This window comes from Pseudenhygromyxa sp. WMMC2535 (genome assembly GCF_011083025.2).
In genome coordinates this window covers 6,811,348-6,837,960 of sequence record NZ_JABJWV010000001.1, presented here as the reverse complement: position 1 = coordinate 6,837,960, position 26,613 = coordinate 6,811,348, and the positions used below count along the sequence as shown (strand labels likewise).

Here is a 26,613-nt window from a genome sequence, read left to right as displayed (position 1 = left end):
CCCGCATCGCGCCGCCCGGATGCAACCAGCGCTGCGTCCCGACGCGAACGAGCCCGACCCTCTCGCAGCGAGCGACCCTCGCCTGCAACAATCGGCACGCGTCTCGGCGTCGGCCCGCCCACATGTCACCCGCGCCGCGAAACCGGCGCTCGCTGACCAGCCAGCCCCTGGCTACTGCATGATCCGCATCGAGGCCGCGGGGTCGCGCAGCTTGGGCAGCGACTTGTCCTCGGGCACCTCCCCCTCGGGGTTGGTGCCGACGCGGACGATCTCGCGGGTCGCGGGGTAGGTCAGGTCCCAGCTGTCTTCGCTGACGACCTCGCCGCCCTCGTAGAGCTTGCGGACGCGCTCGAGCTTGAAGCCCCGCATGCCTCGCTGCGCGATGACCGAGGTCCCGACGCGCAGGTTCGGGTCTGCGCGCTCGACCGTCTCGTAGGGCAGCGACTCCTCGAGCGAGCGCTCGAAGGCGACCTGGTAGGGGCGCTTGGGTCCGAGGACTTCGCCGCGGACCTGGCCCTGGCTCACCGTCATGTGCAAGACGACGGGGAAGTCGTAGGGGTTGCGAAGCACGAGGTCGACGCTGTCCCAGACCACCGTGGCGTCGAGGCCCATGTCGACGTAGCTGCTCGGCCGGCTGTGCGGACGCGCGTAGACGACCTCGAGGCCGGCGAAGAAGCCCGCGCCGAAGATCGTGCTCGCTACCTGGCAGATACCGCCGCCGATGACGTCGATGATCTGCCCGCCGGAGATCCCCGGGGCCCAGCGGTAGCCGTTCTCGGGGCTGCGGTCGCCCACGACTTCATTGAAGGAGAAGGTCTCCCCCGGCATCAGCACGTGACCGTCGAGGGCCGCCGCGCCGACCTTGAGGTTGGAGGTGCGGTCGCTCGCCCGGGCCTCCAGGGAGTAGGGCGTCGAGAACGTCCCGAGCACCACGCCGATGTCGAGGTGCTCGGCGAGCAGGCCGAGGGGGTCCTCCACCGGAGGCTTGTGGACCACGGCCAGCTCGATCTCGTCGGCGCCGGCGGCCAGGGCCACCGCCACGCTCGACAGCGAGTCATAGGGAAGCAGCGCCGTGCCGGGGGTCGCCGGCAGGACCTTGCGGGCCTCGAGGTCGAGGCGCGTCGGCAAGGACATGGTGTCGACGGCCGGGGCGAGGCCCAGGAGCTGGGTCAGCGCCTTGCTCTCGTCGAAGCGCATGCCCACGCGCAGGTCGACCTCGCCGCGCCGGGCCGCGGACCGGGCCTCGAGATCCGCGAGCAGGTCGCCGCTGTGGCCGTAGCGCAGGGCCTGATCGACCACATCCGCGGGCTCCGGGACCGCGCCCAGATCTCGGGCGCTCGAGTGGGTCGAGACCTCGCCGGCGCGCAGGACCAGATCACGATCGAGGCTGCGCTCGCTGACCCGCACCGCCACCTCCTCCAGGGCGGCGCGGTCGAGGCCACCGACCTCCTCGCCACCGAGGGTCAGGCCGTCGACGGCGACCTCGTGGCGCTGGCTGTCTTCCCAGGCCCCCGCGAGGAAGGCCGCCGCGGCAGCGCCGGCGGCGAGCATGGTGATGGTCTCGGCCGTGGCGAGCGCGGCCCGCCAGGGCGAGCGAGGCGTCCCCCCGCTCCCTTCGGGCGTCGGCTGCCGCTGGCTCTGTGAGCGGGACGCGCGCGCCTGCTCCTCTGCCCCCTCGGCTCGCGGATCCTCCAGAGAAGGATCGCCAGAAGGCTCGGACGAGGGCTCGGGCTCGGGCGAACGCTGGCGGTTGCGCCGCGGCCGAGCCGTGGCTCGGCGGCTTCGGGAGGGCTCCCTGGCCCGCAGAGGATCGCTCGAGGCGATGCGCGTGGCAGCGTGTGCGGTCACCACCGAGCAAGCTAGGCCGGCCGGGGCGAGACCACAAAAAAGCTGCGATCGCGCCGAGCTTCCCTCTGCGTCACCTTCGCGCCATCCTGCCCACCATGAACGAGTCGAAGGTCGACCCACGGGTCCTCGCGAAGCTCCGCGCCATCTGCCTCGCCCTCCCCGAGGCCGTCGAGGAGCCCGCCCACGGCGATCCCGCGTGGCGCGTGCGCAAGAAGATCTTCGTGTCTCAAAAAGGCAACTACGCCGACGGCCGCCCCTCCGCATGGATGAAGGCCGCCGAGGGCGCTCAGACCGCCCTGATCACCGCCGCCCCCGACGTCTTCTTCGCGCCCCCCTATGTCGGCTCGCGCGGGTGGATCGGCGTCTGGCTCGACGTCCCCATCGACTGGAAGGGGCTCGAGGAGCTCATCCACGACAGCTACCGCCTCATCGCCCCGCGCACCCTGGCCAAACAGATCTAGGCGCCCGAGCGAGAAAATTCGCTCGGTGAGCAGCCCGTATGCCGCGAAAATGCCGTACTGAACGCGCTCGCGGACCGGTAGCCGATCAGCTCGGCCACCTCCGAGAGCGGCAGCTGCTGGCGCTGCAGCGCATCTTTGGCGATCGCCATGCGCCACTCTTGGAGATAGGTCATCGGCGGCATCCCGACCCGCCGTGAGAAGCGCTCGGCGAAGCTCGCCCGGGACATGCCCGCGGCGCGTGCCAGGTCGGCGATCGTCCACCGCCGCGCGACCTCGTCGTGCATCCGTCGCAGCGCGCGGGCGAGGGCGGGATCGGACAGCCCAGCGAGCAGACCCTGCTCCTGACTCGAGGCGCTCGCAGGCCGAAAGCGGAGCGCCTCGACGAGCAGCACCTCCACGAGTCGCTCGAGGATCAGCTCGCGCCCCGGCCTGTTCTCCAGCGCCTCTTCGCGAATGAGCTCGGTGACGCGGCGGACTCGATCGGCCCCCGGGTCGTCGCGTCGAATGTGGATCACCGTCGGTAGAAAATTGACGACGAGGCGGGCGTTGGCGCGATCGAAGCGAAAGTATCCGCCGAGCTGGCGCATCGACGCCGGACCGCTTCGCCTGCCGTGGCGAAGCTCGCCCGTGTAGATCGGCTGGGCTTTGCGGGGCTCGATCGCTAGGTCGCTCGCCATGGTGAAGCCGGGGACCGCCGGGACCAGGACGAAGTCCCCCGCCTCGAGCCGCGTCGGGCCGACGCCGTCGATATCGAGGAAGCACTCCCCCTCGAGCATCAGACAAAACCCCGGATCCAGGTGACCGTCGTCGTAGCGCACGCTCCATCGCCCGGCGCCGCTGATGACCTTCGAGACCACGGTCTGCGGGCGCAGCAAGGCGATCACCGCGGCGAGGGGGTCGGAGCCGCCGGAGCCATCCGCAGGCGCCGGAGACGACTTGGACCGCTTGGACCGCTTGCTCATGACGCGGTCACCATTGTAGCCCGACGTGATCCTCGACGAGATCAATGGTGTTCATTGGCCGGCGGCGAGGGCGAGGGCGTCGGCCCCCGCGGGGAAGCGAAGCTGCGCGGAGCTGTCGGTCGCGGCCCGGTAGACCGCCTCGGCGACGTCGGCCTCGCTCGTCACCAAGGCGCGCCCGCTGACTCCAGCGAGCGCGCTTCGAGTGAGGTCCTCATAGGCCTCCGGGGCGCTCGTCACCACGCGCTCGCCGGCGTTTCGAGTGAACCCGGTGTCCGGGCAATAGCCCGGCTCGACCAGCTTGGCGCGCACATTCAGCGGCTCGAGCTCGAGCGCGAGCGAGGCGGTGAAGCCCTCGATCGCCATCTTGGTCGCCGTGTACACGGCGACCAGCGGCATCGGAGCCAGCGTGACACTCGAGGTGACGTTCACAATGACCCCGGCGCATCGCTGGCGAAACTGTGGAATCACGGCCTGGGTCACGGCCATCACCCCGAGCGTGTTCGTCGCGAAGAGCTCGCGGATCATCGCCATCGGCATGATCTCGAACACACCGAACGCACCGATCCCGGCGTTGTTGACGAGCACGTCGATCGGGCCGCTGGCTGCGACCGCCTCGCTCACGCTCGCCGCGTCGGTCACGTCGAGGGCGACGATCCGCACTCGCTCCGAGCGCGGCAGGATGTCTTCTCGGGGCGTTCGCATGGTCGCGACGACGCGCCAGCCGCGGTCATGAAAGTAGCGCGCCGTCTCGAGGCCGTATCCAGATGAGCAACCAGTGATGAGGACAGTGTTCATGGGCGTCTCTCCTTGCAGATCAGGATTAACGCGCCCCGCCCAGACGATCCATGATGAGACGTCTGGATTTCTTTTGCGATCGTCTTGTTCTCGATGGCCTATTTCGAGACGCCTATTGGGTCTCGAAATAGGCCATGTAGCGGATGGTCTGGTCGTGCACGAAGGCGATGGCGTCGTGATAGTCCGTCAGCATCTTTTGGACCTCGCTCGCGCCGACGACCGGCACGCCATGCTGCGGGATCAAGGCCGCGGGCTCGTACGCGAGCATGGCCGCGACCGTCCCCGCCCAGTCCAGCGGGTCGCGGTAGGGCGTGCCGCGCAGGCGTAGATGTTGGGGAAGGCGTGATAGACGTTGTCGTCCATCCATCTGGTCACGAGCTCATCAGCCCGAGAACATCGAGCCCCGCCTTCACGAGCTCGGGGGCACGCGCGAGCGGACCGTCATGGAGCACGGTCTTGTCCGGCCGGAGCAAAACACACCAATCTGGCGGCAAGTGCCGATCACTCAGCGCGTCGCCGAGGACCGCATGACAACCGCGATCCGGAGCGATCGACCCGCGCTGGAGCCCCAGGGTCTTGCCCCCTGCTCGCGCCCACGCCCTCGCTAGCGCCGGCGGGAGCTGTGCTCCAGGATCACCGCCACCCCCGACCGCGGCCAAGCTCGACCCGAGAAGATCATCGCTGCGATGGACGCTCCCATCGGGCGCGCGCGTCCGGACCTGGGGAAACCACGAGCCGCGACGACCGCGGCCGCGGCCGCCAACGAGGAGCCCGCGCGGGAAAAAATTACTCGGCTTGAGGCCGAGCTCGTCGATGAAGCCCGAGGCGCCGGGGAGGCGCTGGGCCAGTTCGATGGCCCTGTGCAGCAGCCCGGCCTGGAGCCGCGAGCGCGGCATCACCGTCCAGCCGGCGGCCCGGGCGAGGTTGATCATCTTGATGGCGTGGGGCCGACGCTCCTGATCGTAGCTGTCCAGGATCGACGGCGACGCGCCATGCTCGAGCACCCAGGCGAGCTTCCACGCCAGGTTCGCGGCGTCGCGCAGGCCCGCGACGAGCCCCTGGCCGACGAAGGGCGGCGTGACGTGGGCGGCGTCGCCCGCCAAGAACACGCGCTCGTGGCTGAAGCGTGCGCTCGTGCGCGCGTGGAAGTGATAGACGGCGCGGCGCTCGATCTCCAGCTTGGCCAGCCCGCCCCAGGGGCGCAGCAACGCGTCGATCGCCTCGTCGCGCTCCATCTCCTCGACCGTCTCCCCCGGCATCAGCATGAACTCCCAGCGCGTCCGGCCCCCGGGCGCGACCATGTGCGGGGTCGGTCGTCGCGGGTCGCAGATGAACTCCACGTGGTCGAAGTCGGGGTCGGCCCCCTTGGCGTCGATGACCAGCCACGCCTGCGGATAGGTCTTGCCCGCGAAGCCTCCGCCGACGCTGGCGCGGACCCTCGAGCTGGCCCCGTCGGCGCCGACGACATAGCGGGCCCGGACCTGGTGGCGCGCTCCCTCGGCGTCGCGCAGGTCACAGACGATCCTCTCCGCGCGGCGCTCGAGCGACACGAACTCGAGGCCGGTGCAGACCTCGACGGCGGCCCGACTCGCGAGCCGCTCGCGCAGCGCTCGCTCGAGCTGTGGCTGGTAGAAGGTCACGAGCTTGGGGTGGGCATCGATCTCCCCCGAGGTGTTCAGCGCCATCACGTCGCCGAGCCAGGGGTTGACGAAGCGGACCCGGGGAATCTCGCAGCGCGGAAAGGCCCCGTCCTCGAGGCCGACCATCTGAAGGATCCGCAGCGCCTCGTTGTCGAGCGCGATCGCCCGCGGGGCCATGAAGATCGCCGACGCTTTGTCGACGACCAGGGTGCGGACGCCGAGCTCGCCGAGCAGGTTGGCCAACGCGGCACCCACGGGCCCGTAGCCGACGATCAACACATCGACCTGATCGGGGAGCGTCTTCATCGAGTCCTCACTCAGCTGCCCGCGACGATGCGGTTGCGCTGGACGCCCAGGTCGACCATCCCGTCCCGCGATCGGATCCGCGACTCGACCACGTCGCCAGGCGAGAGGTACTGCTCGCGCTTCGCCTGGGCGTCGAGGAAGAGCTTCCACTTGGTGCGCTCGGGCAAGAGCGCCGCGATGCGCTGGACCATCGGCGAGGGGACCGAGAGCGCACAGCCAGCGGGCGTCCCCGTGGCCAGCAGGTCGCCGGCCGCGAAGTCCTGGACCCGCGAGAGCTCGGTCAAGGTCTCGGCTGGCTTGAACACGAGGTTCGCGGTCGAGTCGCGCTGGCGGAGCGCACCGTTGACGCGCAGCTCCAGCTCGAGGCTCGAGAGCCGACCGATGTCCTCGGCGTCGAGGAGCGCGAGCACGGGGCCGACCGGGCCGAAGCTTCGAAACGACTTGCCCTTGTAGAACTGGGTCTGGGGGATCTGGATATCGCGCGCCGAGTAGTCGTTGACGATCACCGCGCCAGCGACGAACTCGTGCAGGTTGGATGCGGACACGCTGCACGGCCCGTGGATCGGGCGGCGCAACACGAGGCCGAGCTCGATCTCGTAGTCGAGGAAGCGGACCTCGCGGGGGCGAATCACGTCGCTGTGCGCCGGGACGATGCACGACGACGCCTTGGTGAAGATCATGTTGTAGGTCTTCGCGTCGGGGTCGAGGCCCGACTCGATCATGTGCTGGCGGTAGTTGGCGCCCTGACACACGAATTTTTGGTTGCGCGTGACCGGTGACAGGAGCTCGAGCTCTTCGAGCACGAGGCGCTCGTCCGTCTGCTTCGAGAGCTCGGCGAGCGCGCTCGCCGAGACGCCCTCGATGAAGTCGCCGGTCGACGAGAACGCGCCTGGGATCGGCACGACCTCCCCGCCGTCGACGACCCCCCAGCGGTCTCGGTCCTCGTCTCGGTCTCGGTAGCGTACGACGTGCGTGATCATCGTGGTCGTCGATCCAGGTCAGCCGAACAGGCGCGCCATGGTCATCAGCTTGTGAACGTCCAGGTCCGGGCTGTCCCGGACGTTGCGGACGATCGCGGCCAGCTTCGCGGGTGACAGCCGCGGCTTGGCGAAGTCACGCGGCATCGGCGGACCCCACTGCGCCATGGCTTCGCGGCTGACGGGGTGAAAGCCGGTCGGGACCGCGTCGGTGAAGCGGTCGCCGTCGGTGTAGTGCTCGTGCTTGTCGCCCCAGGGGTCCTGCCAGTAGTCGAAGATCTGGCTGCCGAGGATGTGCCGGCCGATGCCCCAGGCGTGGCGCCACCCCTGCTCGCGCAGCAGCCGTCCGCCGATACCGATGGCGTCGGCGTCGACGAGTTCGAAGGCCGCGTGCCCAAACGCGGGGGTGACCCCCTGAGCGAGGGCGAGGGTGTGGTGGTCGGTCGGGGTGTCGCCGCGATCGAGGCGCAGAAACGCCACGGCCGGGCTGCCGTCGGGCAGCAGCTGGACGTCGCTCGGGATCAGCCCGAAGTGCTCGGTGTAGAACGCGCAGGTCGCCTGGAAGCGCGGGGCCTCGAGGACGAGGTGGCCGAGGTCGAGGACCGAGGGCGGCTCGAGCAAAGTGCGCTGGGTCGCGTCGATGCGCGGGATCCCGTCGCCGTTGTTGAACACGAAGGCCTCGCGATCGGCGAGTCGCGCGAGCGGCTCCTGGCCGTACACGACCTCGACCTCGAACCCACAAGGATCGCGCAGCGTCAGCAACTCGCCGCCGCCGGGGTGCGTGCTCGAGACGATCTCGCCTGCACCAGGGAGGGCCGCCAACGCCTCGAGCTCCTCCCGCGTGGCGACGGCGAAGCCCAAACCAATGAAGGTCGGCCGAGCGCCCTGCTCGACCCGGTAGCAATAGCCGCTCGAGCGCGTGCCACGAAAATATCGGCGCGCGGGGCCGGCCCCCTCCCCGGCCGCGTGCACCAGCTCGGTCAGCCCGAAGTCGACGAGGAAGCGCGCGGTCCGCTCGAGGTCCGGGCGGGCGAAGCTCAGGTGGCTGAGCCGAGTCGCCCTGGCCGTGGGCCGGGGTGCGCGCGATGGCTGGGCGGTCTCGAGAGTGAGCACTGGCCTGAACCCTCTTTCAGGGGCCTTTGGGCCTGTTTCCGACCCAACCCGGCACCTTCGATTGACACGATGATCGAAGTTGATAAAATTGTCAAAATTGAATTTTCTATCGAAATTACAGCAAGTCGAGCTCCCCGACCTGAGCAGGCGGGAGCGAAAGAAGCGAGAGACTCGCGCCCGGCTGCTCGCGGCTGCGGGTCAGCTCTTCGCGGAGCGAGGCGTCGACGCCGTCCCGATCAAGGAGATCACCGACACCGCCGACGTCGGCTTCGGCTCCTTCTATAACTACTTCGAATCCAAAGAGGCCCTCTATGACGCGCTCGTCGACGAGCTCTACGAGGAGTTTGGCACCGCGCTCGATCGCCTGACTCGTGACATCGAAGATCCGGCAGAGGTCCTGGCAACGAGTGTCCGACTCACGCTTCGTCGCGCGCGTCGGGACCCTCAGTGGGGGCGCCTGCTCTTGCTCGAGGCGCAGAAGATTTCCGGCGCCACCCGAGGGCTCGGGCCGCGGCTACTGCGTGATATTCGCGCTGGCATCTCTACAGGACGCTTCACGGCTCCCGACCCGATGATGAGCTTCGTGGTCGTGGGCTATGGCGCACTCGGCGGGATCGCCACGCAGATCCAAGCGGCGACCGACAGCACGATGCTCGCGGCCATCGGCATCTCGGCCGAGGCGCTCGCAGAGCGAAACGCCGCCGCCCTGCTCCACGCGCTCGGCCTCGACTTCGCCGAAGCGCAACGGGTCGCGAACTCGCCCCTGCCCGAGATGACCGGGGCCTTCGAAGCCTTCGAGTGAGCCCTGCACTTTTGCGCAAGGGCCCGCGGGGGTACGCCGATTCTCGCCGGCTGGCCGCGGCTTTTCGGCAAATCGGAACCCACGCCCACGCCGGTGGTCGAGGCGAGGTATGACTCCCGCCATGGCCGCCGAGAAACTACCCAAAGGCTACGGCCGAAACCCTCGGAATCGCACATCAATGAAGCTGTGGCTCGGGGTGGTCGCAGCCAATCTCCTGGGTCTGTTCGCGGCCGTCTATGTCTCCAGCTACCTGCGCGCTGGGGCCGGTGATCCCGACCTGCTCTTCCCCCTGTACTACGCGACCATGGTCGTCGCGGGGGTCGCCGACGCCTTCTGGCTCGACGAGCTGCTCTTCAAGGGCGCCTTCCGTCGCAGCCTCCAGGGCAAGACGGGGCGCTTCGTGGGCAAGAACGAGGAGGTCGAGGACGTCGCGGCGTCCATGCAGCGCAGCTCGGCCAGCTTTCCGGTCGTCGTCATCTTGTGCTGCGTGGTCACCTACGGCCTGTTCAACCTGGTCAATCGCGGCTTCAACCGCTGGTGGGACAGCATCGGGCAGTACGCCGCGGTGCTCCGAGATCCGGCCGCGACGACCCAGAACAAGGCCGATGCGATCGATGAACTATCGATGCGTAACCGCCCGGAAGTTCTAAAGATTTTGGAAGCTCAGCTTCAGAGCGAAGACCCCGCTGTCGCGGGCTTCGCGGCCTGGGCCATCGGGCGCCAGAAGCAAAACCCGACCATGAACATCAACCGCGTCCCGGCCCTGGTCGAGCGCGTGCGCAACGGGCCGCCGGCGGTCCGCCGCGAGGCCTTGCTGGCCCTGTCCCGTCTCCAGCACCAGGCGATCGTCGAGGAGGTCCACACCGATCTCGGCGCCGAGCTCGACGCGGGTGAGGCCATCGACACGCGCCTGGTCTGGGCGCTCGGCTACCTCCAACACGGCGACTCTCTGCCCATCCTCGACCGCGCGCTCTACCACCCCGACGAGTCGGTCCAGCGACTGGCCGCTTGGGCCCTCGCGCAACAGCGTGACAGCGGCAAGGGTCGAGAGGCGGCGGACCTGCTCGAGCAGCGCATGCCCGCCGCGCCCCTGGCCACCAAGTGCGCGATCGTCCACAGCCTCGGCATCCTCACCGATGAGCGCTCGAATTTGGCGCTCATGCACGCCTATGACAGTCTGAGCCAGGACCAACGTCGCGTGCTCTGCGAGCGGGTCTCGGTCTACCTCGCCCCCGATGGCGAGCACGACCGAGAGGATCTGCTCATGCCGCAGGAGCTCTATGACCTCAAGACGATCCAGGCCATGGCAGCCATGCGCGCGACGACCCCAGAGATCCGCGCCGAGGTCGAGCCGTGGCTCGAAGGTCTGATCGCCGACGCGCAGACCGACGCCTTGGTGCGCGAGACGGCGCAGTCCTTGCTCGAGGGGATCCGTCAGCAGCGCAACGATCGCACGGGTGACTAGCTAGATTTTTTCCACATTGCTCCCAGAAATCGCGCGCTTGGCTTATGCTCCTCGCGCGTGCTGTCTCCGGGCGCCATCGTCGATCCCGAGGATCTGCGCATCCCTGGTGAGCAACCTGGGACGCCGGTCGTCGTCATCGATGATCTCGGCGAGCTCGCCCATGGCCAGCGCTTCCGGGCGCGCCAGGGTAAGAGCCTGCTGCTGCTCACGGTGCTCACCCCCGAGGTGGTGATGCAGCGAGAGCTCCGCGATCTGTTGCTCCATCGCCTGCTCCAGATCTCGGAGGTCGCCCACCCAAACTTGCTGCCCACCTACGGCTGGGTCCCCCTGCCCCTGGGCGAAGAGGGCTTCGAGACGCTCTTTGTGGTTCGCCCGGATCCGGGCTGCCCCACCTTGCGCCAGTGGCTCCATGAAGTCTGGCAGGCCGGGCACACCCTCGATCCCCTCAACGCCGTGGCCATCGCGGTCCAGGTCTGTCAGGCCCTGGCCGCGCTCCACGAGCACTGCGCCCACGGCTTCGTCACCGTCGACAACGTCTTCATGTACCCCACCGGGGGCATGCCCCAGGCGCTGCTCTCGGCCGCGGGCGAGGGCGTGGTCCTGCCCTTCGCGCCTGCCTTCGAGCCCTACGCCCAGGCCGGCTACCTGCCCATGGCCGGGCCAGAGCTGTTCGAGCCGCCCCACGAGCCGCGGGTGGAGACCGACGTCCTCGGCGCCGCGGGCCTCGTGCTCGAGATCCTCACCGGCCAGCCGCTCGAGGCCGGCATGTCCCTGGCCCACTTCAACCTCCCGCCGCGCCTCGAGCGGATCCTCGAGGTCGCCAGCCGACCCAACCCCGAGGATCGCCCCCAGGACATCTTGATGTTCTCCCGTCGGCTCCAGGCGGCCGTCGGTCTCGGCGACGATCCCGTCGAGCCCGCCGCGGTGCTCGAGCCGGTCCACCACGGCGAGCACGCCGATCCCCGCTACCCCGCGGTCCGTGCAAAACCCTGGCGCCCGCCGCCCGCTCCCCCGCCGCCTTGGGCCGAAGGCGGACCCACGCCCGGATCTGGCGCATGGAACGTCGGCGCACCGACGCCGGGCTCCGGCGCCTGGAACCTCGGCGCGGGCGGGCCCACACCGGGCTCCGGCGCCTGGAACCTCGGTGCGAGCGGGCCCACGCCGGGCTCCGGCGCCTGGAACCTCGGCGGCCGCCCTCCGGTGCCGAGCCACTCGTCGACCTCCGGCTCGTGGAACATGGGGCGCACGGCCAATCAGCCCGCTACCCAAGCGCCACCGAGCGCCTGGCGACCCACGCCGCCGCCCGCGAGCGAGCCCCCCTCCTCGGCCCCCTTCGGGCGCAGCTCGCCGGTCGTCGGCGGCGCAGACTCGAAGCCCGCCGCCCCAACGCCTCCACCCTCCACCCCGCGCCCCGAGGCGACCACCAAGCTCTTTGGCCGCGGCGGACCCACGCCCCCGGCAGGCCTCGCGCCTGTGCCGGGCAGCCCACCTGCGCCGAGCAGCGCGCCCCCGAGCCTCGCCCAGCCCGCGCCGGTGAAATTCGCCGATGGCGCGACCCTCGATCTCGCCCCGGGCTCCCCCGCCAGCTTTGGCGGGACCTCGGTGTCGATCATGATGCCCGCCCCCGACGGCAGCGTCCTCGCGCAGATCGGCCAGGGCCCGCGCAACTACACAATCGTCCGCCGCGGCAAGACCCACGGGCCCTACGACATGGCCCAGCTCCAGCGGCTCATCGAGCTCGGCAAGCTGCGCAGCGTCGACACGCTCATGGACTCGAGCAACGGCGAGAAGATCCTCGCCGTCGACCTCCCGGGGATGCGCCCGCTCTTCGAAGCCAAGGCGCGCGAGAGCGAGTCCTCGCCCAAGCCGCCCACCGGATCCCAGCTGGCCATCACCCCCTCCCCTTCGCCCTCGTCGAGGCGCGGGCTGTGGATGGTCGTCGGCCTGCTCGGCGCCGCCCTGCTCGCGGTCGTCGCGTTCTTGGCGACCCAGTAGGCCGCCCCTAAAAGGCGTACTCGTAGATTTCGTAGTGGTAGGGCGAGGACTGCATCTCCATCACCGCTGAGTCGACCTCGACGGGCTTGGCCCCCGGCAGCGGCACGATCGCCCAGGCGCGCCCGCCAACCTCGAACATCGGCACGTCGATCTCGCGCCCGGCGACCTCGAAGCGCTGCCAGTGCGCCTGCGCGACGGCCCCCAGCGGCGCGGAGCGGCCGCGGAGCAGGACCACCTGAGGCCGCTTGCGCTCGTCGCCCACCGCGAGCACGAAGGCCGCGCTGCTGCGCACGCGCATCTCGGGGTCGCGATCGGCCTGCACGGCCATGCGCGCGCGCGCGCGCTCACCGGGGCGACGCAGGTGCCGGTGGGCCACGGCGGCCATCGCCCGGACCCGCGAGGAGGGATCGGCGAGCAGGGCCTCGAGCAGGGGATCGTCGCCCAGGCGCGCGAGGCTCAGGGCCGCGCAGCCGCGGACCTCCGCCGAGGCCGAGGCCGCGAGCCGACGCAGCTCCTCGCTCACGAACTCGGCGTGGCGCGTGCCCGCGGCGCTACCGAGGGCGAGCGTGGCCAGGCAGCGCTCCTCACCTGCGCCGCTCACCTCGCTCGCCCAGCTGGCGATCTTCCCCCAGATTAGCGCGTGGCGCTCCTCGCCCAGGATCTCCGGGGAGAGGCTCGCGGCCACGAGCCAGGGCGCGATCTGTCCCGCCGTCGACGCGCTGTCGATGCGACCGGCCAGGGCTCCCTCGAACCACGCGGGCGCGTCGGCGGCCAGGACCGCCGCGGCGTCCAGGCGCGCGTCGTCGACCAGCAGCTCGAACCAGGCCTCGCGGTCGTCGAGCTTGGGCACGGCCCGGGGCACGGCCACGACCGCCCGCGCCTCTCCCCCCTGCAAGACCGGCGTGGGCTCGAGCAGGCGCGCGTCGAGCAGGCGCTGGACCTCCACGGCGATGTCCGGCTCGAGGCCGCGGGCGAGGGTGTCCTCGAGGGCCGGCACCGCCCGGTCGCCGAGCCACATCAGGGCCTGGCTGGTCGGCTCGCGCAGGTCCGGGTCGCGCATGCGCTCGACCAGGCCGGCGATGAGCTCGGGCCCTGGCTCCGGGCGCCGGCCGATGGCGCGGGCGATGTCGAGCTGGCGGGTGTTGGGCGGCGGCGTGTCGAGCAGATCGATCAGCGCGAGATCGATGTCTTCGCCGGGCAGGCGCGCGAGGGCGTCGACGGCCGCGGCCGCGAAGTTGGCGTTGATCGGCGTCTCGAGGGCGCGCTGGAGCGCCGGCCCGGTGCGCGGATCGGCGATCTGTCCCAGGCCAAAGGCCGCCGCCTCGGCGACCTCGGGGTGAATGTCGTCGAGCAGACGGACCAGGGCCAGCCCGCCCTCCCCCGGACCCATGGCCCCGAGGCTGCGCGCGGCGGTCCGACGCACGCGGATCGAGACGTCGCCGAGCTGCGCGACGATCTCCTGGCGCGCCTGCTTGGCCTGCTCGGCCGAGAGCGGCGCCTGGACGAGCAGGCGGATCGACTGCTCGCGGATCAGGTCGTTGGGATCGCGCATCGCGTCGTAGACCAGCTCGAGGTGCGCCTCCGTGGGGTCCTGGCTGATCAGCTCGAGGGCCATGAAGCGCACGCTGCCCTCGCCCTCCTCCCACATCTGCTCGGCCTCGTCGACGCAGGCGAGGATCCGCCGCGACGCGCAGATCTGCATGGCGAGGTTGCGGACCTCCGGCGAGGGATCGGTGAGCGCGAGCTCGAGGTCCGACAAGATGACCTCGGTGGCGTACTCGCGCAGCTCGTCGAGGGCCGCGAGGCGGGCGCTCTCGTTCATCAGCGCCGGGTCGCGCAGCGGGGCGGCCACGCGATCGATCTCCGACGGCCAGATCGGGAAGCGGCCGTCCGCCTCGCCCGGTCCCTGGGCGCCGACCTCCGTGGTGGTCAGTGCCGGGAGCGTGGCCAGGAGCACGGCGGGCAGTCGAGAACGGCGCACCTGGCGAGTCTGGAGGCTTTGGCGAGCGCGAGCAAGGCCAGCACCCGCGCGCCCGGCCCGGCCCAGCTGAGCTCGGCTCAGCTCCCGGGTGCGTCGTCGCCAGCCGCAGCCCCGTCCAACGGCGACGCGCTCGGCTCGTCGTCCCGGGCCGCGATCACCCGCAGCGGCGCCGCCCCCAAGGGCAGCGTGCCGCTGGGCTCGTACTCGACGGGCGCCGCCCCCGAGCCGCCGTCGGCGATGGTCGCCGTGCGCGGGACCTGGCGCTTGGCCTGGGCCTCCTGCTCCCGGGCCTCCTCTTCTTGCCAGGGGTAGCTGATGCGCTCGTGGCTCGACGCGAGGATGGCGTCGATCAGCGTCTCGATGATCCGCCGCATGTCGGCCATGGACAGGCCGCAGTCATCGAGCTGCGCGGTCATCAGCTTGGAGAAGCCGATCTGTCGCAGCATGCTCTCGAGCTGGCGCTGGTCCGGGGCCTTGAGCGTGCGGCTGGCGGCCTCGACCGAGTCGACGATCATCAAGATCCCGGTCTCGGGGCTCTGCGGCTTGGTCCCCGGGTAGCTGAAGTCGGCCTCGTCGACCCCCTCGGGATCGCCGGCGAGGGCCTTTTGATAGAAGAACTCGACCCGCCCGCTGCCGTGGTGGGTGTGCATGAAGTCGATGATCGGCTCGGGCAGCCCCGTGGCCCGACCGCGGACGACGCTGCTGCGCACGTGGTGGATGATCTTGGCCGCGCTCACCTTCGGCGCGAGGCCCTCGTGGGGGCTGACCACCCCGCGGGCGAGGTTCTCGATGAAGAACTGCGGCTCGTCGGCCTTGCCGAGGTCGTGGTAGTAGGCGCCGACCCGGACCAGGAGCGCGTCGGCCCCGACGGCGTGGGCCGCCGACTCGGCGAGGTTGGCCATGGCCCGGCTGTGCGCCCAGGTCCCCGGCGCGCGGGTCGAGATCCGCTGGAGGATCGGGTTGTTGAGATCGGCGAGCTCGAGCAGGGTCGAGCGGCTGAGGTTGCCGACGGCGCGCTCGAAGAGGGGATCGAGGGCCAGGCCGACCAGCGGCCAGAGCAGCCCCGCGACCAGCGCGCCCACGAGCCGGCCCCACTCGGCGCTCGCGAGGTCCAGGGGATCGAGGGCGCCGAACACCAGCAGCTGGGCCGCGACGTAGCCCAGCGTGGTGACGATGGCGCAGGACGAGGCCAGGCGCAGGGCCCACCGCCAGCCGGCGCCGCGCCGCCGCGGGATCACCACGGCCAGGGCCGCGGCCTGCACCGCGAAGGTCGCGCCCAGCACCGGATCCACCGGCGGGATCATCAGCGCCGTCGCCAGGGCCACCGCCGCGCCGCAGCCCAGCACCGCCCGGCGGTCGAGCTGTAGCGCCACCGGCACGAGCACCGCGGCCACCGGCGTCCACGTGGCCGCGATCGGCAAGAACATGAGGTTCAGGCGGATCAGCAGCAGCGCGCCCACGAGCCAGGCGAAGATCGCCAGCTGCTCGCGCCGCCAGCAAAAGCGGCCGCCGAGGCGCTCGAGCAGGCGCTGCAGCCCCAGGCCCGAGAGCAGCCCGAGGATCCCCAGGCCGATCGTGCGCGGGATCCACTCGCCGTGCATCTCGGCGTAGAAGCGCCGCAGCGCCCCGACGCGCTCGAAGTCTCCGAGCACGTGGCCGCGGGGGATGAACACCCACCCGTCGGCGAAGACCATGTGGTGGTTGAAGCTCGCCAGCGAGTCGGAGCCCAGGCCGCGGCCGCTGCCCACGAGCCACAGCGGCAGGTCGACGAAGACCACCAGCGCCACCGCCCACGCCAGCACCAGCGCCGCGCGCAGGTGTAGCGACGCGCGAGGTCGCGCGTAGCGGATCACGCCGCTGACATCCGCGACGTCTGGCTGGACCTGCATGCCGCTCAGGATCGCACTCCCTGCGGCGCGGGCCAAGTCGGTGCGCCAGGCTACGCTGCAAATCGAATCGCCAAAGACACGATTGATAGCCAAGCTCGCCTCGGCCGCTGACTTTCTCGCTAACTATATTGAAATCACAGCAAATTTTAGCCTGGATGCGTCCTTGCTTTGCACCGGGGCATGACCGCGACCACCTGCGACGAGTTCATGGACCTGACCACCCCCCACCTGCCCCGGCTGTTCCGCATCGGCATGCGCCTGACGCACCAGCCCAGCGAGTCGCAGGATCTCGTCCAGGAGGCCCTGACCAAGGCGTGGGCCAACTGGGATCGCTTCGAACAGAGCGGCAGCCTCGGCGCCTGGCTGTCGCGGATCCTGGTCAACACCTTCATCTCGCGCCACCGCCACCAGAAGGTCGTCGACGCCACGGCCGCGCGCCCCGACCTGATGGCGCACCTCTATGATCCCCACCGCCTCGAGGAGGCCCACGCCCCCGAGGGCAGCTGGCACGGCCAGCACTTCTCCGACGAGGTCACCGACGCCCTCGCCTCGCTGCCTGACCACTACCGCCGCGTCGTCGAGCTCGTCGACGTCGAGGGCCTCGCCTACAAGGAGGCCGCCGAGGCCCTGGGCTGCCCCGTGGGCACGGTCATGAGCCGCCTGCACCGGGCCCGCAAGCAGCTGCGCGACCAGCTGGCCGACTACGCCCGCGAGGACTACGGCCTCGGCCTGGGCCTGGAGGCGGCCGCGTGATCCCCCTGCGAGACCAGCGGGGCGCCGCCGGAGAGCGCTCCCCCGCCCGGCTCGGCCCATCGAACCGGCTCGGCCCATCGAACCGGCTCAGGTCGTCGAGTCCAGCACCCGGCGAGCCGCCTGGCGCACGCCCCAGTGCGGCGAGGATCCCAGCCTCTCGGCCAGCGCACCCGCCCGCGCCGCGTCGTGAACCGCCAGCCACTCGAGCAAGTCCACGCTCAGGCGATCGGGCACCCCCGCGGGATCGAGGCTGCGCGCGACCAGTGCCTCGAAGCGCTCGGGCAAGAGCGCGGCGTAGACCTCGTGCGACCCAGAGATGGCCGCGACGACGAACTTCGCGGGCAGCTGGCCGCGCAGCCGCGACTCGATGAAGTCGGCCCAGGCGGCGCTCCGCTCGGTATCGGCGCGCAGCCAGCTGGCCAGAGCCTCGCTCCACACCCCCTCGCCATCCTCGGCCACCTGGGCTTGGACGGCCGCCCAAGCGGCGTCGGCCAGCTCGCCCCCCGCCGCGCGTGCGTGCTCGAGGCGATCGAAGTCGCGGGCGCCCAACACCCCGAACCATGCCTCGAGCGCGGCCGCGGCCAGGGGCGGCGCGTAGCTCGTGGCCCGCTCGAGCTCGGCCCGCGCGTCCGCGTCTCCCCAGCGAGCCAGCGCCGCCTTGGCCTCGTAGCCAGCCCGGAGATCCCTCGCCCCTTGGGCCCCGTAGACGGCGTCGCTATCGCGGCTCGGATCGCCGTGACGCAGCAAGAAGCGCGCGTAGCCGCGGGGAGGATCGAGGCCAAAGACCGCCGGGGCCGCGCGCAGGGGCGCGAGCAGGCGCGGGTCGTCGAAGCCGAGCAGCGCCGGCAAGCTGGCCGCGGCGAAGATCTTGAGCAGCGCCGGCGCGCGCGGGACCGCCAGCGCGGCCGCGAGCACCTCGAAGTCCTCCGCGCTGGCCAGGGCGCGCAGGAGCTGGCGGACCCTCGGCCCCTGCCCCGCCGCCTCGGCCCCACCTTCGCGGCACAGCTCGATGACTCGCCTCGCGACCTCGCGCCCGCCCTCGACGCGCTCGGCCAGGCTCCCGGCGCGGATCGAGGTCCGCGCAGCGGCCCAGCACGAGAGCGGCGCCTCGGCGCGCAGCTCGGCCGCGATCACGGCCCGCGTCTGCGCGGGCGGGAGAAGCTCGAGGTGCTCGATGGCGGCGGCGCGCAGGCGCAGGCGATCGCTGCCGAGCAGCGCGTCGAGGCGCGCACCTTCGCGGCCGAAGTCGAGGGCGAAGCCAGCCACCCGCGTGCACTGGAGCGCCTCGAAGACCACGTCCGCGTGCTCGTGATCGAGCAGCCCCGCGGCCAGGTGGGCGTGGCGATGGTGGGCCGGGTTGTCGTGGAGCCAGCGCAGCGTGCCCAGGACCACCGCGGGCGTGTCGGCGAAGCAGACCCGCAGCTGGTCCGCAAAGCGCTCCGGCCCGGCCTCCGCGAGGTGGTGCAGGCCGTACTTCGACTGCACGATCTCGCTGCGGTTGCTCGGTGAGCCGATCGCCATCCACCGACGCAGCTGCTCACCGGCGCGGCTGCCCCAGGGATCGCAGCCCAGCAGGTGCAGCAGGCCGTCGCGCTCGGACCAAGGCACCTCGTCCTCGGGGCGCGCGACCAGGTCCACGAGCAGCTCGGTCAGCCGCCGCGGGGCCGCGCGATAGAGCAGGTCCGCCAGGCGCGGGCGCAGGGCCGGATCTTCGACGAAGCGGCGCGCGAGGGCGTCCACGCTCGCCGCGTCGATGGGCCGCGCGCGCTCGAGCCGAGCCAGGGCCGCCATCACGGCCGGCCGCGAGCCCCCATCCAGGGCCAGCACCTCCACACCACCCGATCCCCCCGCATCCACGTCCACGTCCGGGAGCGAGGGCGAGGCGACGATCCGCGCGACGGCGCTGCGCTGACGCAGGCCAATGAACAGGGCCTCGCGCCTCGCTAGCAGCTCGCGCAAGGCCGCCCGCTCCCGCGCCGCGAGGCTGTACTCGACAACCCGCGCGCGATAGTCCGCGGCGATCTTCTCGGGCGGCCTGCCGTCGACCTCCGCCGGCAGATCATCGATCAGTCCAAAGCGCGAGAAGCCGATCCGCGCCTCGCCCAGCCGCCACCAGGGCAGGCACACGCGCTCGCCCGCGGCCACGCCGAGGATCGGCGGCAAGCTCGGCTCGAGATCCTCGCGGTGGCGGCCATAGTCCAGGGCCCCAAAGGCGAAGAGGTTGCCCGCCTGGGCGCAGCGCCAGGCCAGCTCCGAGCGCGTCTGCCAGCCGGGCTCGACGAAGGCGGCCACCGCCAGCGTGGTCTCGGGGTCGATGGCCGCGCTCGCCTGCCCATCCCCCTGCCCAGGCTCCCCCTCCTCCCCTTCCTCGAGCGCGAGCCTGGGCAGGCCCAGCGCCCCGGCGAGGATCTCGGCCAGGACCCGCGCCGGCGGATCCACGGCGACCACGGCCTGCCAGCGCCAGCCCAGGTGCTCGGCGAAAGCCAGCAGGCGCCCGCAGGTCACGACCACGTCGTCGTTGGAGCACAGATAGGTCGAGTACCAGGGGATCGCAAAGCCGTCGTCGTAGCCCGTGCCCAGCACGGCCACGCCGTAGCGCTCGAGCAGGCGCTCGCGCATGGTCTGTGGCGGGCGCGAGGGCTGCTCGGGGGTCTCCGATTGCCAGCGCCGACAGGCCTCGAGCAGGGCGAGCAGCTCGCGATCTTCGGCGAAGGCCCCGCCCTCTCCCACCGCGGCGGCGAGCAGCCGCGCGAGCTCGTCGTAGGCCCGGGTGTCTCGCAGCAGGCGAGCCAGGTGCGCCAGGGGAGCGCGCTGCTCCGGCCAGCGCGAGCACAGCCTGCGCAGCGTCGGCTCGGCCGCGGCGAACTGCCCGATCTCCAGCTGCGCCCGCGCCCAGGACAGGGCCAGAGCGGGGTCTTGCGCGTGGCGGGCGAGCGCCTCGTCGAGGACCCGGGCGGCCTCGACGAGCTTGCCCTGGCAGCCGAGGCTCTCGGCCCACAGCTCCCAGGCCACCCCCTCGCCCGGATCCAGGCGCACCGCGTGGGCGCAGGCCTGCTCGGCCACGGCCCAGTCCTCTCGAGCGAGGGCAGCCTGTGCCTCCTGGAGGCGCGAGTGCGCCTTTCGACGGCGGAATTCGTCGGCCACGGCGTCCCGAGTCTCGGCCATCTGGGCCGCTTCGGCCAGCGCTTCTCCCCCAGCCGCCCGCACACAACCCGCCACGCGACTGGTCGATCTCGGCGTACTTTGGCGCAGGCTCTCCCCCCGCCGGCTCGCGAGACACACCCGCGAGCCAGGCCTCCGAGCAAAATCAGCGGGCGAATGGGCGAGCAAATGAGTGAGACAGCAAACATCGAGATCGAGGGCGTGGCGATCGTGACGGGCGCGGCCGGAGGCATGGGTGGGGCCATCGCGCGGACCTTCGCCCGCGAGGGTCGCCCGCTCGTGCTCACGGACCTCCACGCGGCCCCGCTCGAGGCCGTGGCCGAGGCGCTGCGCGCCGCCCAGCCCGCGCTCGACGTCCGCATCGTCGCGGGAGACATCGCCGCCCCCGACCACACCGACGCGATCCTCCAGGCCCTCGCGGACCGCCCGATCGCCGCGCTCGCCCACGCCGCGGGCATCGCCACGACCATGGGCACGGGCCCGCGGATCTTCGCGGTCAACTTCGGCGCCACGCAGCGCCTGGTCGCGGCCACGCTCCCCCGGATGTGCAGCGGCGCCGCGGCGGTGCTGATCTCCTCGATGTCGGCCCAGCTCGTCGCCCGCCCGGCCCTCGACAGGCTGACCCGAGCGCTGATGCGCGACAGCGACTCCATGCTCGCGCGCGTCGCCCTTCGCTCGCCGCGCATGGCCTACCCCCTGTCCAAGCGCGCCGTGCAGCTCTACGCCGCCGAGATGGCCCCCGCCTTTGGCCAGCGACGCGCGCGGGTCGTGTCCTTGTCCCCGGGGATCATCGACACGAACATGGGCCGGCGAGAGGCCGAGGGCTCGCCCGAGATGAGCAAGCTGCTCGCGGCCACCCCCGCGGGGCGCATGGGCAGCGTCGACGAGATCGCCTCGGTCGTGGCCTTCCTGGTCTCCCCCGCGGCCAGCTACATCACCGGCACCGACCTGCTCGTCGACGGCGGGACCATCGCTGGCGTCGCGGCGGCCGGCGGCTTTCAGGCGCTCTAGGAGCCCGTGGTGAAACCCAGCGCGGCTCCTGGCGCCGGGCTTTTCGTCGAGGGCGCGAAGCCAAAACGCCGCTGTACCGGGCGTACTGCAAGTTTTGGCGACAAAGCCCTCGGCGAAAAGAACAAGCGAGGTGTCGTGTTGGGTTGCACCACGGGCTCCTAGAGCACTTCCAGCTCATCCCAGGCGCGGGCACCCATGGGCTGCGAGCCGCGCTCGGGCGGCGAATCCGGGGTCGCAGACTCTCAGCAGTCGCCGACGAGGCGATCGATGAGCTCGAGCATGGTCGGCTTGAAGTCCTCGTCGCACACGGAGCGCAGGGGATCGCTGCTCAGCTGCTCGGCGACCTCGCGGATGCGCACCGGCGGGAGCCCTCGGATGGTATCGGAGCCCTCCGCGCGCGCGCAGCTCGGGCCGATGCCGAAGTTGATCTGGAAGTCGGGGTCGGTGGTGGTGACGTCGGCGTAGATGACCTCGCCGCTGGCCGTCACGCCGGTGATCGCCATCATGGCGACGTCGACCCCGGGGCCCGCGATCGCGCGCTTGCTCTGCTCGAGGGCGAGGAGATCGTCGGCGTAGCCCTGGGCCGGGTGGAGCACCGCGAGATCGCTGGAGGTCGGCAGACCGAGGGTGTCGAGGTCGATGGGTTCGCAGCTGGTGTAGCCGCTGGACGGCCCGCTGCAGGTGACGCCGGCGTTCCAGCACACGGCGCTCGTTGGGAACGAGTCGTCCGGGTTGCTCCAGAACGTCCTCTCGTCGTCCTGCTCGAAGATCGAAGCGGCATGGCTGGCGTAGGAGCAGTCGACCTCATCGCTGACGAGGAGGATCAGCAGCGAGGCCTCGTCGCGCAGGAAGCCGTACTCGTCCTCCGCGTCGGAGCCCGCGCGCGCCACGGCCAGGCGCATGGACTGCAAGGGCTGCTCGAAGCCGCAGCCGTTGACGCCCTGGGGGATCAGGCAAGGGAGGGCGGCGGCGAGGCTCGTCCCCGCGCTCAAGTTGAGCACGCCGCCTTCGCGCTGGAGCCAGGGCCGGGCCTTGGCCGTGTCGTCGAAGGCGGTGGTGGTCGGGGTGGTCTCGAGCGCGTCGCCCGAGAGCTCGCAGATGTCGAGGCAGGCCTCGTCCCGCACGTCGATGTTGTCGCCAAAGAGAAAGTCGTCGATGCGATCGCGGCAAGACGAGTGCACGAAGTTGCCGCTCTCTGGCGAGGTCGTCGAGGCCGAACACCAGGGGTTGCCGTTGTCGGTGGTGGTCAGGGCGAGACGCCAGTCGACGCTAGCCTGGTCGAGGCCGGCGATCAGCGTGGGCAGGGCCGCGGCCAGGTTGCGCTGCACGGGCCCCATGCTCCCGGAGTTGTCGACCACGACGAGGATGTCGAGGGCCGAGGCGCAGGCGTCACCGTCGCTGCCCGTGGTCTCGCCGCCCTCGCTCGAGCTGTCGTCGCCAGCGCTCGACTCGCCCACCTCGTCGCCCACATCGTCGTCGCTCGAGTCGCTGCCGGTGTCCTCGAAAGACTGTGGGCTCTTGGGCGCGCAGGCACATGTGAGCGCGAGCAGGCCGATGATGGTGACGATGGGTGAGGTCTGTCGTTTTCTGTGCACCCCCGTGGTCTACCAGACGCGCACGAGGAGCGACACCGTCAACAAGTTCGGGGCGATGCAGACCTCGGCCGTGCGCTCAGGGAGCCGTCAGCGGGACACCGACTGCCTGGCTGAGCTCGGCGAGGGCAATGTTGCGGTTCATGACCGCCTCGCGGTGCAGGAACTCGGGAACTCGAATTCGGCCCACTTTGTCAGGGCCTCGCGCAGCTCGGCGTGCCTCCCTGCCCCTGGTGCGGCCGGTGGCGTTCTGGCGCTCTGGCGCGTCAATCGACGCGATCACGCGTTCGCTGGGGGTCGCCACTGATAGAATCGGCCCCCGCCCTGCCATGGCGCTCCTTCCTCCGCTAGAACGCGGCGAGGCCCTTCGCCTCCTGCTCACGGCCGCTCCCGATCCACAGCTCGACCAGCGCTGCCTCTCGAGCTTGAAGATCGACTCCACCGCCGAGCTTCGCGTTGTCGCTTCGAGCGCTCGGGAGGCCGCCTTCACGCCGCTGACGACGACGATCGACACGCCCTTCGGCACCGCCCGGGCGAGCGTCGTCACCAGCGAGACCGAGACCTTCCCCCACGCCGCGGGCCTCGGCCTCCCCGTCCTCCCCACCGATCTCCGCCAGTCCTGGGAGCAGGCCGTCACCGCCATTCGCCTGTCGAGCCCGGAGCACCCGCGGATCGACTACGAGCACCTCGGCGTCCTCGCGGAGCTCGTGCCGCTGACCGATCGCCAGCCCCCGCACCCGGACATCGCGGCCATCGCCGCCTTGCCCATGCGCGATCAGGACCTGCTCGAGACCCTGGTCGCCCAGCCCAGCGTGCGCGCCACCGCCACGGCCCTCGGCCTGCACCACTCCTCGGTCCAGCAGCGCCTGGACAACATCGAGGCCCAGCTCGGCCTCGAGCTGCGCTCGCCCTCGGGGCGCTTTCGCCTGTCCGTCGCGGTGCTGATGACCCGCGCGATGCAGTTTCGCTTTCCAGCGCTCGACGACGCGCCGCGCTGAGCGATCGCACCGAGCCCAACAACCGAGCCCAACGACCGAGTCCAGTGGACGCTCAGCCCTGGCGCTCGCCCTCGAGCCGACGCAGCGCCGCGCGGATCCGCGTCAGGCTCTCGTCGAGGCGCTTGCGCGGGACGTTGACCCGCGTGGGCATGCCCCCGCCGAGCTCGAGCAGCTCGACGAAGTCCAGGCCGCTGTCGAAGGGCGCCGCGATGCTCACGTTGCCGCCGTCGACGACCACGGCCACCGTGGCGCGCTCCTGGCCGAGGAGCAGCAGCTCGGTCTTGTCGAAGTTGCCGGCCCCGCCGGGGATCTGGACCGTGGCCAGCTCGCCCTCGACGACGTAGGCCTCGGCGAGCTCGCGGGCGCGGGCGGCCATGCGCTGGTAGTCGGCGGCCGCGTCGACGATGGCCTGGCGATCCCCGCCGGGGCGCAGGCCGTCGACGAGGTAACGAAGGATGCGCTGCTTGAGGGCCTCGTCGCGGTAGTGCGCGCGCAGGGCCTCGTCGATGCGCGCGGCCTCGGGGCTGGGCGTGCCGATGCGCGTGTCCACGGCCCGAGCGTCGTCGTCGGCCTCGGGGTAGATCGCCGCGCCGCCGATCAGCCACTTGGCCGCGGCGTAGAGCCCGTCGAGGTCGAAGTGGGCGACGATCGTGTCGATCGGCCCGGTGTCGCGGACCAGGGCCTCGTCGATCATCTCGGGGCAGGCCCCGTGCTCGGCCTTGGTCGCGAGCACGAAGCGCGCGTCCTTGGCGAAGTCGACGTGGGCGGGGTGATCGTGGTGATCGACCCAGCGCGCCAGGCGAGCGCCGAGGTTGGTGATGAACTTGCCGGTGGTCTTCTTGAAGCCCTTGCCCAGGCCCTCGGAGGCGAAGGCGATGTCGAGCACGACCACGCGGCCGTCGAGCTCGCTGGCCTTGGGCAGGCGGCGGGGGCTGGCGAAGACCACCTTGGTGTTCTCCAGCCCCGGCGCACGTCCCCCCTTGCGTCCGCTGGACGAGGGCCGCGCGCCCTTGCCTGTGGATCCGGGCGCGCTCATGACAGCGCGTCGAGGGCGGCCTGGAGCTCCGAGCGGGCGTGGTCGTCACCGGCCGCCTGCGCGACCTCGACACCGCGCGCGTAGACGGCCGCGGCCGCCTCCGCCTCGCTCATCGCCTCGAGCAGGTTGCCGTGCATGAGGTAGGCCGGCACGTAGCTCGAGTGGCGCGCGTGGAGCTCCTCGAAGCGCGCGCGGGCGTCGGCCTCGCGGCCGAGCTTCTTGTACTCCATGGCCAGGCCATAGAGCGGGAAGGGATCATCGACCTTGGTCTTGGCGAGCTGCTCGAGCATGGCCAGGCGATCCATGGTCGTCCTCCCTCCCCTCTCGTGCGACCGGTCCGGGCGCGGGCTAGGCCGCGCCCTTGTTGCGCTCGGCCCAGCGCTTCTTGTGGTTCTCGACGTAGTCGGAGATCTCGCCCTCGGGCATGCCCACGGCGGCGAGCAGCGAGGGGGTCTCGTCGAAGATCGGCGTCTCTTGCAGGTGGCCGACCAGCAGCAGGTAGGTGGCGACCTCGTGGGGCGGGTACTTGCCCAGGAGCATGTCCACGCCCTCGCGCAGCTTCTCCGGCGGCTTGGTCTCGCAGAAGTCCTCGTCGGTCTCGCCCTGGGTGTGCCGGACCTCGAGGAAGTCGAGGTACTCGACGAGCATGAAGCGACGGTGGCGCATGAGCCACTCGATCAGCAGGGCCAGGGCCAGCTGCTCGTTTTGCTTGCCGAACTCGGCGTCGAAGCGCTTGCGCCAGACCTTGCGGCGGGCGGCCTGGGAGAAGGCGGTCTTCGGCGTGTTCGAGTGCGAACCGCCGGCCTTGAGCACGGCGCGGACCTCTTTGCCAGAGAGCAGCGCGTAGTATTCGTCGACCTTCTCCTGGCCGAGGTGATTACAGATCTCGATGGGCTTCATCGCGGACGCGTACCCTAGACGCCCCCGCCAAGCGGAGCAAGTGCGAGCTTCAGGCCGACGCTCCGCGGGCGACGGCGGCCAAGAAGGCGTCGTAGGCCTGTTGGAGACGCCGCGTGAGCGGCCCTGCGGACGTGCCCAGAGCGCGCCCGTCGAGGGTCGTCACCGGCATGACCCCGCGCACGGAGCTGGTCAAGAACAGCTCGTCGGCGGCGCGCAGCTCCTCGGGGGTGATCGTGCGCGCCTGGACCGGCACGCCGAGCCCCTCGATCAGTTGGATGACCCGGCCGCGGGTGATCCCGGCGAGCAAGCCGGTCGAGAGCGAGGGCGTGTGAACCTGGCCGTCGACGACCATGAACACGTTGGAGGTCGCGCCCTCGGCGACAGCGCCCTCGGCGTTGCACATGATCGCGTCGTCGGCCCCCTGCTCGTGGGCCTGGCGCAGGGCGAGGATGTTGCCCAAGTAGTTGCCGGTCTTGAGCCCTGGCAGCCGGGCGCCCTCGCGCTCGCCCACGAGCAGCGCCGAGATCCCGCGCGCGTAGGCCTCGGGCGGCGGCAGGGCCAAGGGCGTGACGATGACGACGGCGACGGGGTCCTCGGCCACGCGGGTGTCGATGCTGATCGGCCCGGTGCCGCGGGTGACGACCACGCGCACGCGGCTGTCCGAGTTGCCGGCGGCGGCGAGGGTCTCGGCGATGGCCGCCTCGAGCGCCGCGTTGTCGAAGGGGACCTCGAAGGCGATGCCGGTGGCGCTGCGGTGCAGACGATCGAGGTGGGCCGCGAGCTCGACAACCCGGCCGCCCGCGGTGCGCATCGTCTCGTAGACGCTGTCACCGTAGAGGAAGCCGCGATCGAACACGCTGATCGTCGCGTCCTCGGGGTCGAGGGCGGCGCCGTGCGTGGACAGCCAGACCTTGGTGCTCATCCCAC

The 26,613-nt window shown here is 71.1% G+C and carries 23 protein-coding genes; 8 read left to right on the top strand and 15 right to left on the bottom strand.

Annotated elements, in window-relative coordinates; all coding sequences use genetic code 11:
- Positions 1-171: 171 nt before the first annotated feature.
- Entirely contained in the window at positions 172-1,848 is a 1,677-nt protein-coding gene (locus G6O69_RS42365) for a VanW family protein (RefSeq protein WP_172306303.1), read from the bottom strand.
- A gap of 95 nt (positions 1,849-1,943) precedes the next feature.
- Here G6O69_RS42365 and G6O69_RS26560 point away from each other — a divergent pair, with 95 nt between their 5' ends.
- Positions 1,944-2,309 (top strand): MmcQ/YjbR family DNA-binding protein, encoded by a 366-nt coding sequence (locus G6O69_RS26560; RefSeq protein ID WP_172306302.1) that lies wholly within the window; start codon positions 1,944-1,946, stop codon positions 2,307-2,309.
- On the opposite strand, the gene G6O69_RS26555 is transcribed toward G6O69_RS26560, so the two are convergent.
- The 6 genes from G6O69_RS26555 to G6O69_RS42360 form a co-directional block, all read right to left on the bottom strand.
- Complete coding sequence (locus G6O69_RS26555) at positions 2,306-3,271, bottom strand: AraC family transcriptional regulator (protein WP_172306301.1); 966 nt, start codon at positions 3,269-3,271, stop codon at positions 2,306-2,308. The genes G6O69_RS26560 and G6O69_RS26555 overlap by 4 nt on opposite strands.
- Positions 3,272-3,322: 51 nt before the next feature.
- Positions 3,323-4,066: an SDR family NAD(P)-dependent oxidoreductase gene (locus G6O69_RS26550; protein ID WP_172306300.1), complete on the bottom strand. Its 744-nt coding sequence runs from the start codon at positions 4,064-4,066 to the stop codon at positions 3,323-3,325.
- A gap of 112 nt (positions 4,067-4,178) precedes the next feature.
- Positions 4,179-4,433 (bottom strand): hypothetical protein, encoded by a 255-nt coding sequence (locus tag G6O69_RS26545; RefSeq protein WP_172306299.1) that lies wholly within the window; start codon positions 4,431-4,433, stop codon positions 4,179-4,181.
- Between the two features lie 4 nt (positions 4,434-4,437).
- Entirely contained in the window at positions 4,438-6,012 is a 1,575-nt protein-coding gene (locus tag G6O69_RS26540; RefSeq protein ID WP_172306298.1) for a bifunctional 3-(3-hydroxy-phenyl)propionate/3-hydroxycinnamic acid hydroxylase, read from the bottom strand.
- An 11-nt stretch (positions 6,013-6,023) separates the two neighbouring features.
- Complete coding sequence (locus G6O69_RS26535) at positions 6,024-6,992, bottom strand: fumarylacetoacetate hydrolase family protein (protein WP_172306297.1); 969 nt, start codon at positions 6,990-6,992, stop codon at positions 6,024-6,026.
- Between the two features lie 18 nt (positions 6,993-7,010).
- A complete protein-coding gene (locus G6O69_RS42360; protein WP_172306296.1) occupies positions 7,011-8,102 on the bottom strand; it encodes a VOC family protein in 1,092 nt (363 codons plus the stop codon).
- A gap of 97 nt (positions 8,103-8,199) precedes the next feature.
- On the opposite strand from G6O69_RS42360, the gene G6O69_RS26525 reads away from it, so the two are divergent.
- The 3 genes from G6O69_RS26525 (at position 8,200) to G6O69_RS26515 (ending at position 12,364) form a co-directional block, all read left to right on the top strand.
- Positions 8,200-8,904, top strand: coding sequence for a TetR/AcrR family transcriptional regulator (locus G6O69_RS26525; RefSeq protein ID WP_217909915.1), 705 nt, complete (start codon positions 8,200-8,202; stop codon positions 8,902-8,904).
- Between the two features lie 121 nt (positions 8,905-9,025).
- A complete protein-coding gene (locus G6O69_RS26520) occupies positions 9,026-10,369 on the top strand; it encodes a HEAT repeat domain-containing protein (protein WP_217909914.1) in 1,344 nt (447 codons plus the stop codon).
- A 57-nt stretch (positions 10,370-10,426) separates the two neighbouring features.
- The gene (locus G6O69_RS26515) at positions 10,427-12,364 is read left to right on the top strand and encodes a hypothetical protein (protein ID WP_172306294.1); all 1,938 of its coding nucleotides are present in this window, start codon (positions 10,427-10,429) and stop codon (positions 12,362-12,364) included.
- A 7-nt stretch (positions 12,365-12,371) separates the two neighbouring features.
- Here the strand turns inward: G6O69_RS26515 and G6O69_RS26510 are convergent, their stop codons facing one another.
- The gene (locus G6O69_RS26510; RefSeq protein WP_172306293.1) at positions 12,372-14,345 is read right to left on the bottom strand and encodes a HEAT repeat domain-containing protein; all 1,974 of its coding nucleotides are present in this window, start codon (positions 14,343-14,345) and stop codon (positions 12,372-12,374) included.
- 77 nt (positions 14,346-14,422) lie between these two features.
- Positions 14,423-16,234 carry an HDIG domain-containing metalloprotein gene (locus G6O69_RS26505; RefSeq protein WP_172306292.1) on the bottom strand — a complete coding sequence of 604 codons (1,812 nt, stop codon included), beginning with the start codon at positions 16,232-16,234 and terminating at the stop codon, positions 14,423-14,425.
- On the opposite strand from G6O69_RS26505, the gene G6O69_RS26500 reads away from it, so the two are divergent.
- Positions 16,233-16,418, top strand: coding sequence for a hypothetical protein (locus G6O69_RS26500; RefSeq protein WP_176397101.1), 186 nt, complete (start codon positions 16,233-16,235; stop codon positions 16,416-16,418). The two genes, G6O69_RS26505 and G6O69_RS26500, sit on opposite strands and share 2 nt — an antisense overlap.
- Positions 16,415-16,987, top strand: coding sequence for a sigma-70 family RNA polymerase sigma factor (locus G6O69_RS26495; protein WP_172306291.1), 573 nt, complete (start codon positions 16,415-16,417; stop codon positions 16,985-16,987). Before G6O69_RS26500 ends, G6O69_RS26495 begins: the two co-directional genes overlap by 4 nt.
- Before the next feature lie 87 nt (positions 16,988-17,074).
- On the opposite strand, the gene G6O69_RS26490 is transcribed toward G6O69_RS26495, so the two are convergent.
- Positions 17,075-20,152, bottom strand: coding sequence for a hypothetical protein (locus tag G6O69_RS26490; protein ID WP_172306290.1), 3,078 nt, complete (start codon positions 20,150-20,152; stop codon positions 17,075-17,077).
- 165 nt (positions 20,153-20,317) lie between these two features.
- Here G6O69_RS26490 and G6O69_RS26485 point away from each other — a divergent pair, with 165 nt between their 5' ends.
- On the top strand, positions 20,318-21,160 hold the full coding sequence (locus tag G6O69_RS26485) for an SDR family oxidoreductase (protein ID WP_172306289.1): 843 nt from the start codon (positions 20,318-20,320) through the stop codon (positions 21,158-21,160).
- 242 nt (positions 21,161-21,402) lie between these two features.
- Here the strand turns inward: G6O69_RS26485 and G6O69_RS26480 are convergent, their stop codons facing one another.
- Entirely contained in the window at positions 21,403-22,755 is a 1,353-nt protein-coding gene (locus tag G6O69_RS26480) for a hypothetical protein (RefSeq protein WP_172306288.1), read from the bottom strand.
- 326 nt (positions 22,756-23,081) lie between these two features.
- On the opposite strand from G6O69_RS26480, the gene G6O69_RS26475 reads away from it, so the two are divergent.
- The gene (locus G6O69_RS26475) at positions 23,082-23,750 is read left to right on the top strand and encodes a helix-turn-helix domain-containing protein (protein WP_172306287.1); all 669 of its coding nucleotides are present in this window, start codon (positions 23,082-23,084) and stop codon (positions 23,748-23,750) included.
- A gap of 52 nt (positions 23,751-23,802) precedes the next feature.
- On the opposite strand, the gene G6O69_RS26470 is transcribed toward G6O69_RS26475, so the two are convergent.
- The 4 genes from G6O69_RS26470 to G6O69_RS26455 are packed head-to-tail and all read right to left on the bottom strand — an operon-like array spanning position 23,803 to position 26,608.
- On the bottom strand, positions 23,803-24,786 hold the full coding sequence (locus G6O69_RS26470; protein WP_255215884.1) for a hypothetical protein: 984 nt from the start codon (positions 24,784-24,786) through the stop codon (positions 23,803-23,805).
- Positions 24,783-25,091: a hypothetical protein gene (locus tag G6O69_RS26465; RefSeq protein ID WP_172306286.1), complete on the bottom strand. Its 309-nt coding sequence runs from the start codon at positions 25,089-25,091 to the stop codon at positions 24,783-24,785. Before G6O69_RS26465 ends, G6O69_RS26470 begins: the two co-directional genes overlap by 4 nt.
- Before the next feature lie 43 nt (positions 25,092-25,134).
- The gene (locus G6O69_RS26460; RefSeq protein WP_172306285.1) at positions 25,135-25,686 is read right to left on the bottom strand and encodes a hypothetical protein; all 552 of its coding nucleotides are present in this window, start codon (positions 25,684-25,686) and stop codon (positions 25,135-25,137) included.
- 49 nt (positions 25,687-25,735) lie between these two features.
- The gene (locus tag G6O69_RS26455; RefSeq protein WP_172306284.1) at positions 25,736-26,608 is read right to left on the bottom strand and encodes an aminotransferase class IV; all 873 of its coding nucleotides are present in this window, start codon (positions 26,606-26,608) and stop codon (positions 25,736-25,738) included.
- Positions 26,609-26,613: the final 5 nt, after the last annotated feature.

Coding starts and splice junctions, on each gene's coding strand:
- G6O69_RS26560 (WP_172306302.1), top strand. CDS start 1,944: ATGAACGAGTCGAAGGTCGACCCACGGGTCCTCGCGAAGCTCCGCGCC.
- G6O69_RS26555 (WP_172306301.1), bottom strand. CDS start 3,271: ATGAGCAAGCGGTCCAAGCGGTCCAAGTCGTCTCCGGCGCCTGCGGAT.
- G6O69_RS26550 (WP_172306300.1), bottom strand. CDS start 4,066: ATGAACACTGTCCTCATCACTGGTTGCTCATCTGGATACGGCCTCGAG.
- G6O69_RS26545 (WP_172306299.1), bottom strand. CDS start 4,433: ATGGATGGACGACAACGTCTATCACGCCTTCCCCAACATCTACGCCTG.
- G6O69_RS26540 (WP_172306298.1), bottom strand. CDS start 6,012: ATGAAGACGCTCCCCGATCAGGTCGATGTGTTGATCGTCGGCTACGGG.
- G6O69_RS26535 (WP_172306297.1), bottom strand. CDS start 6,992: ATGATCACGCACGTCGTACGCTACCGAGACCGAGACGAGGACCGAGAC.
- G6O69_RS26520 (WP_217909914.1), top strand. CDS start 9,026: ATGGCCGCCGAGAAACTACCCAAAGGCTACGGCCGAAACCCTCGGAAT.
- G6O69_RS26500 (WP_176397101.1), top strand. CDS start 16,233: ATGCCGCTCAGGATCGCACTCCCTGCGGCGCGGGCCAAGTCGGTGCGC.
- G6O69_RS26505 (WP_172306292.1), bottom strand. CDS start 16,234: ATGCAGGTCCAGCCAGACGTCGCGGATGTCAGCGGCGTGATCCGCTAC.
- G6O69_RS26495 (WP_172306291.1), top strand. CDS start 16,415: ATGACCGCGACCACCTGCGACGAGTTCATGGACCTGACCACCCCCCAC.
- G6O69_RS26490 (WP_172306290.1), bottom strand. CDS start 20,152: ATGGCCGAGACTCGGGACGCCGTGGCCGACGAATTCCGCCGTCGAAAG.
- G6O69_RS26485 (WP_172306289.1), top strand. CDS start 20,318: ATGAGTGAGACAGCAAACATCGAGATCGAGGGCGTGGCGATCGTGACG.
- G6O69_RS26475 (WP_172306287.1), top strand. CDS start 23,082: ATGGCGCTCCTTCCTCCGCTAGAACGCGGCGAGGCCCTTCGCCTCCTG.
- G6O69_RS26470 (WP_255215884.1), bottom strand. CDS start 24,786: ATGAGCGCGCCCGGATCCACAGGCAAGGGCGCGCGGCCCTCGTCCAGC.
- G6O69_RS26465 (WP_172306286.1), bottom strand. CDS start 25,091: ATGGATCGCCTGGCCATGCTCGAGCAGCTCGCCAAGACCAAGGTCGAT.
- G6O69_RS26460 (WP_172306285.1), bottom strand. CDS start 25,686: ATGAAGCCCATCGAGATCTGTAATCACCTCGGCCAGGAGAAGGTCGAC.
- G6O69_RS26455 (WP_172306284.1), bottom strand. CDS start 26,608: ATGAGCACCAAGGTCTGGCTGTCCACGCACGGCGCCGCCCTCGACCCC.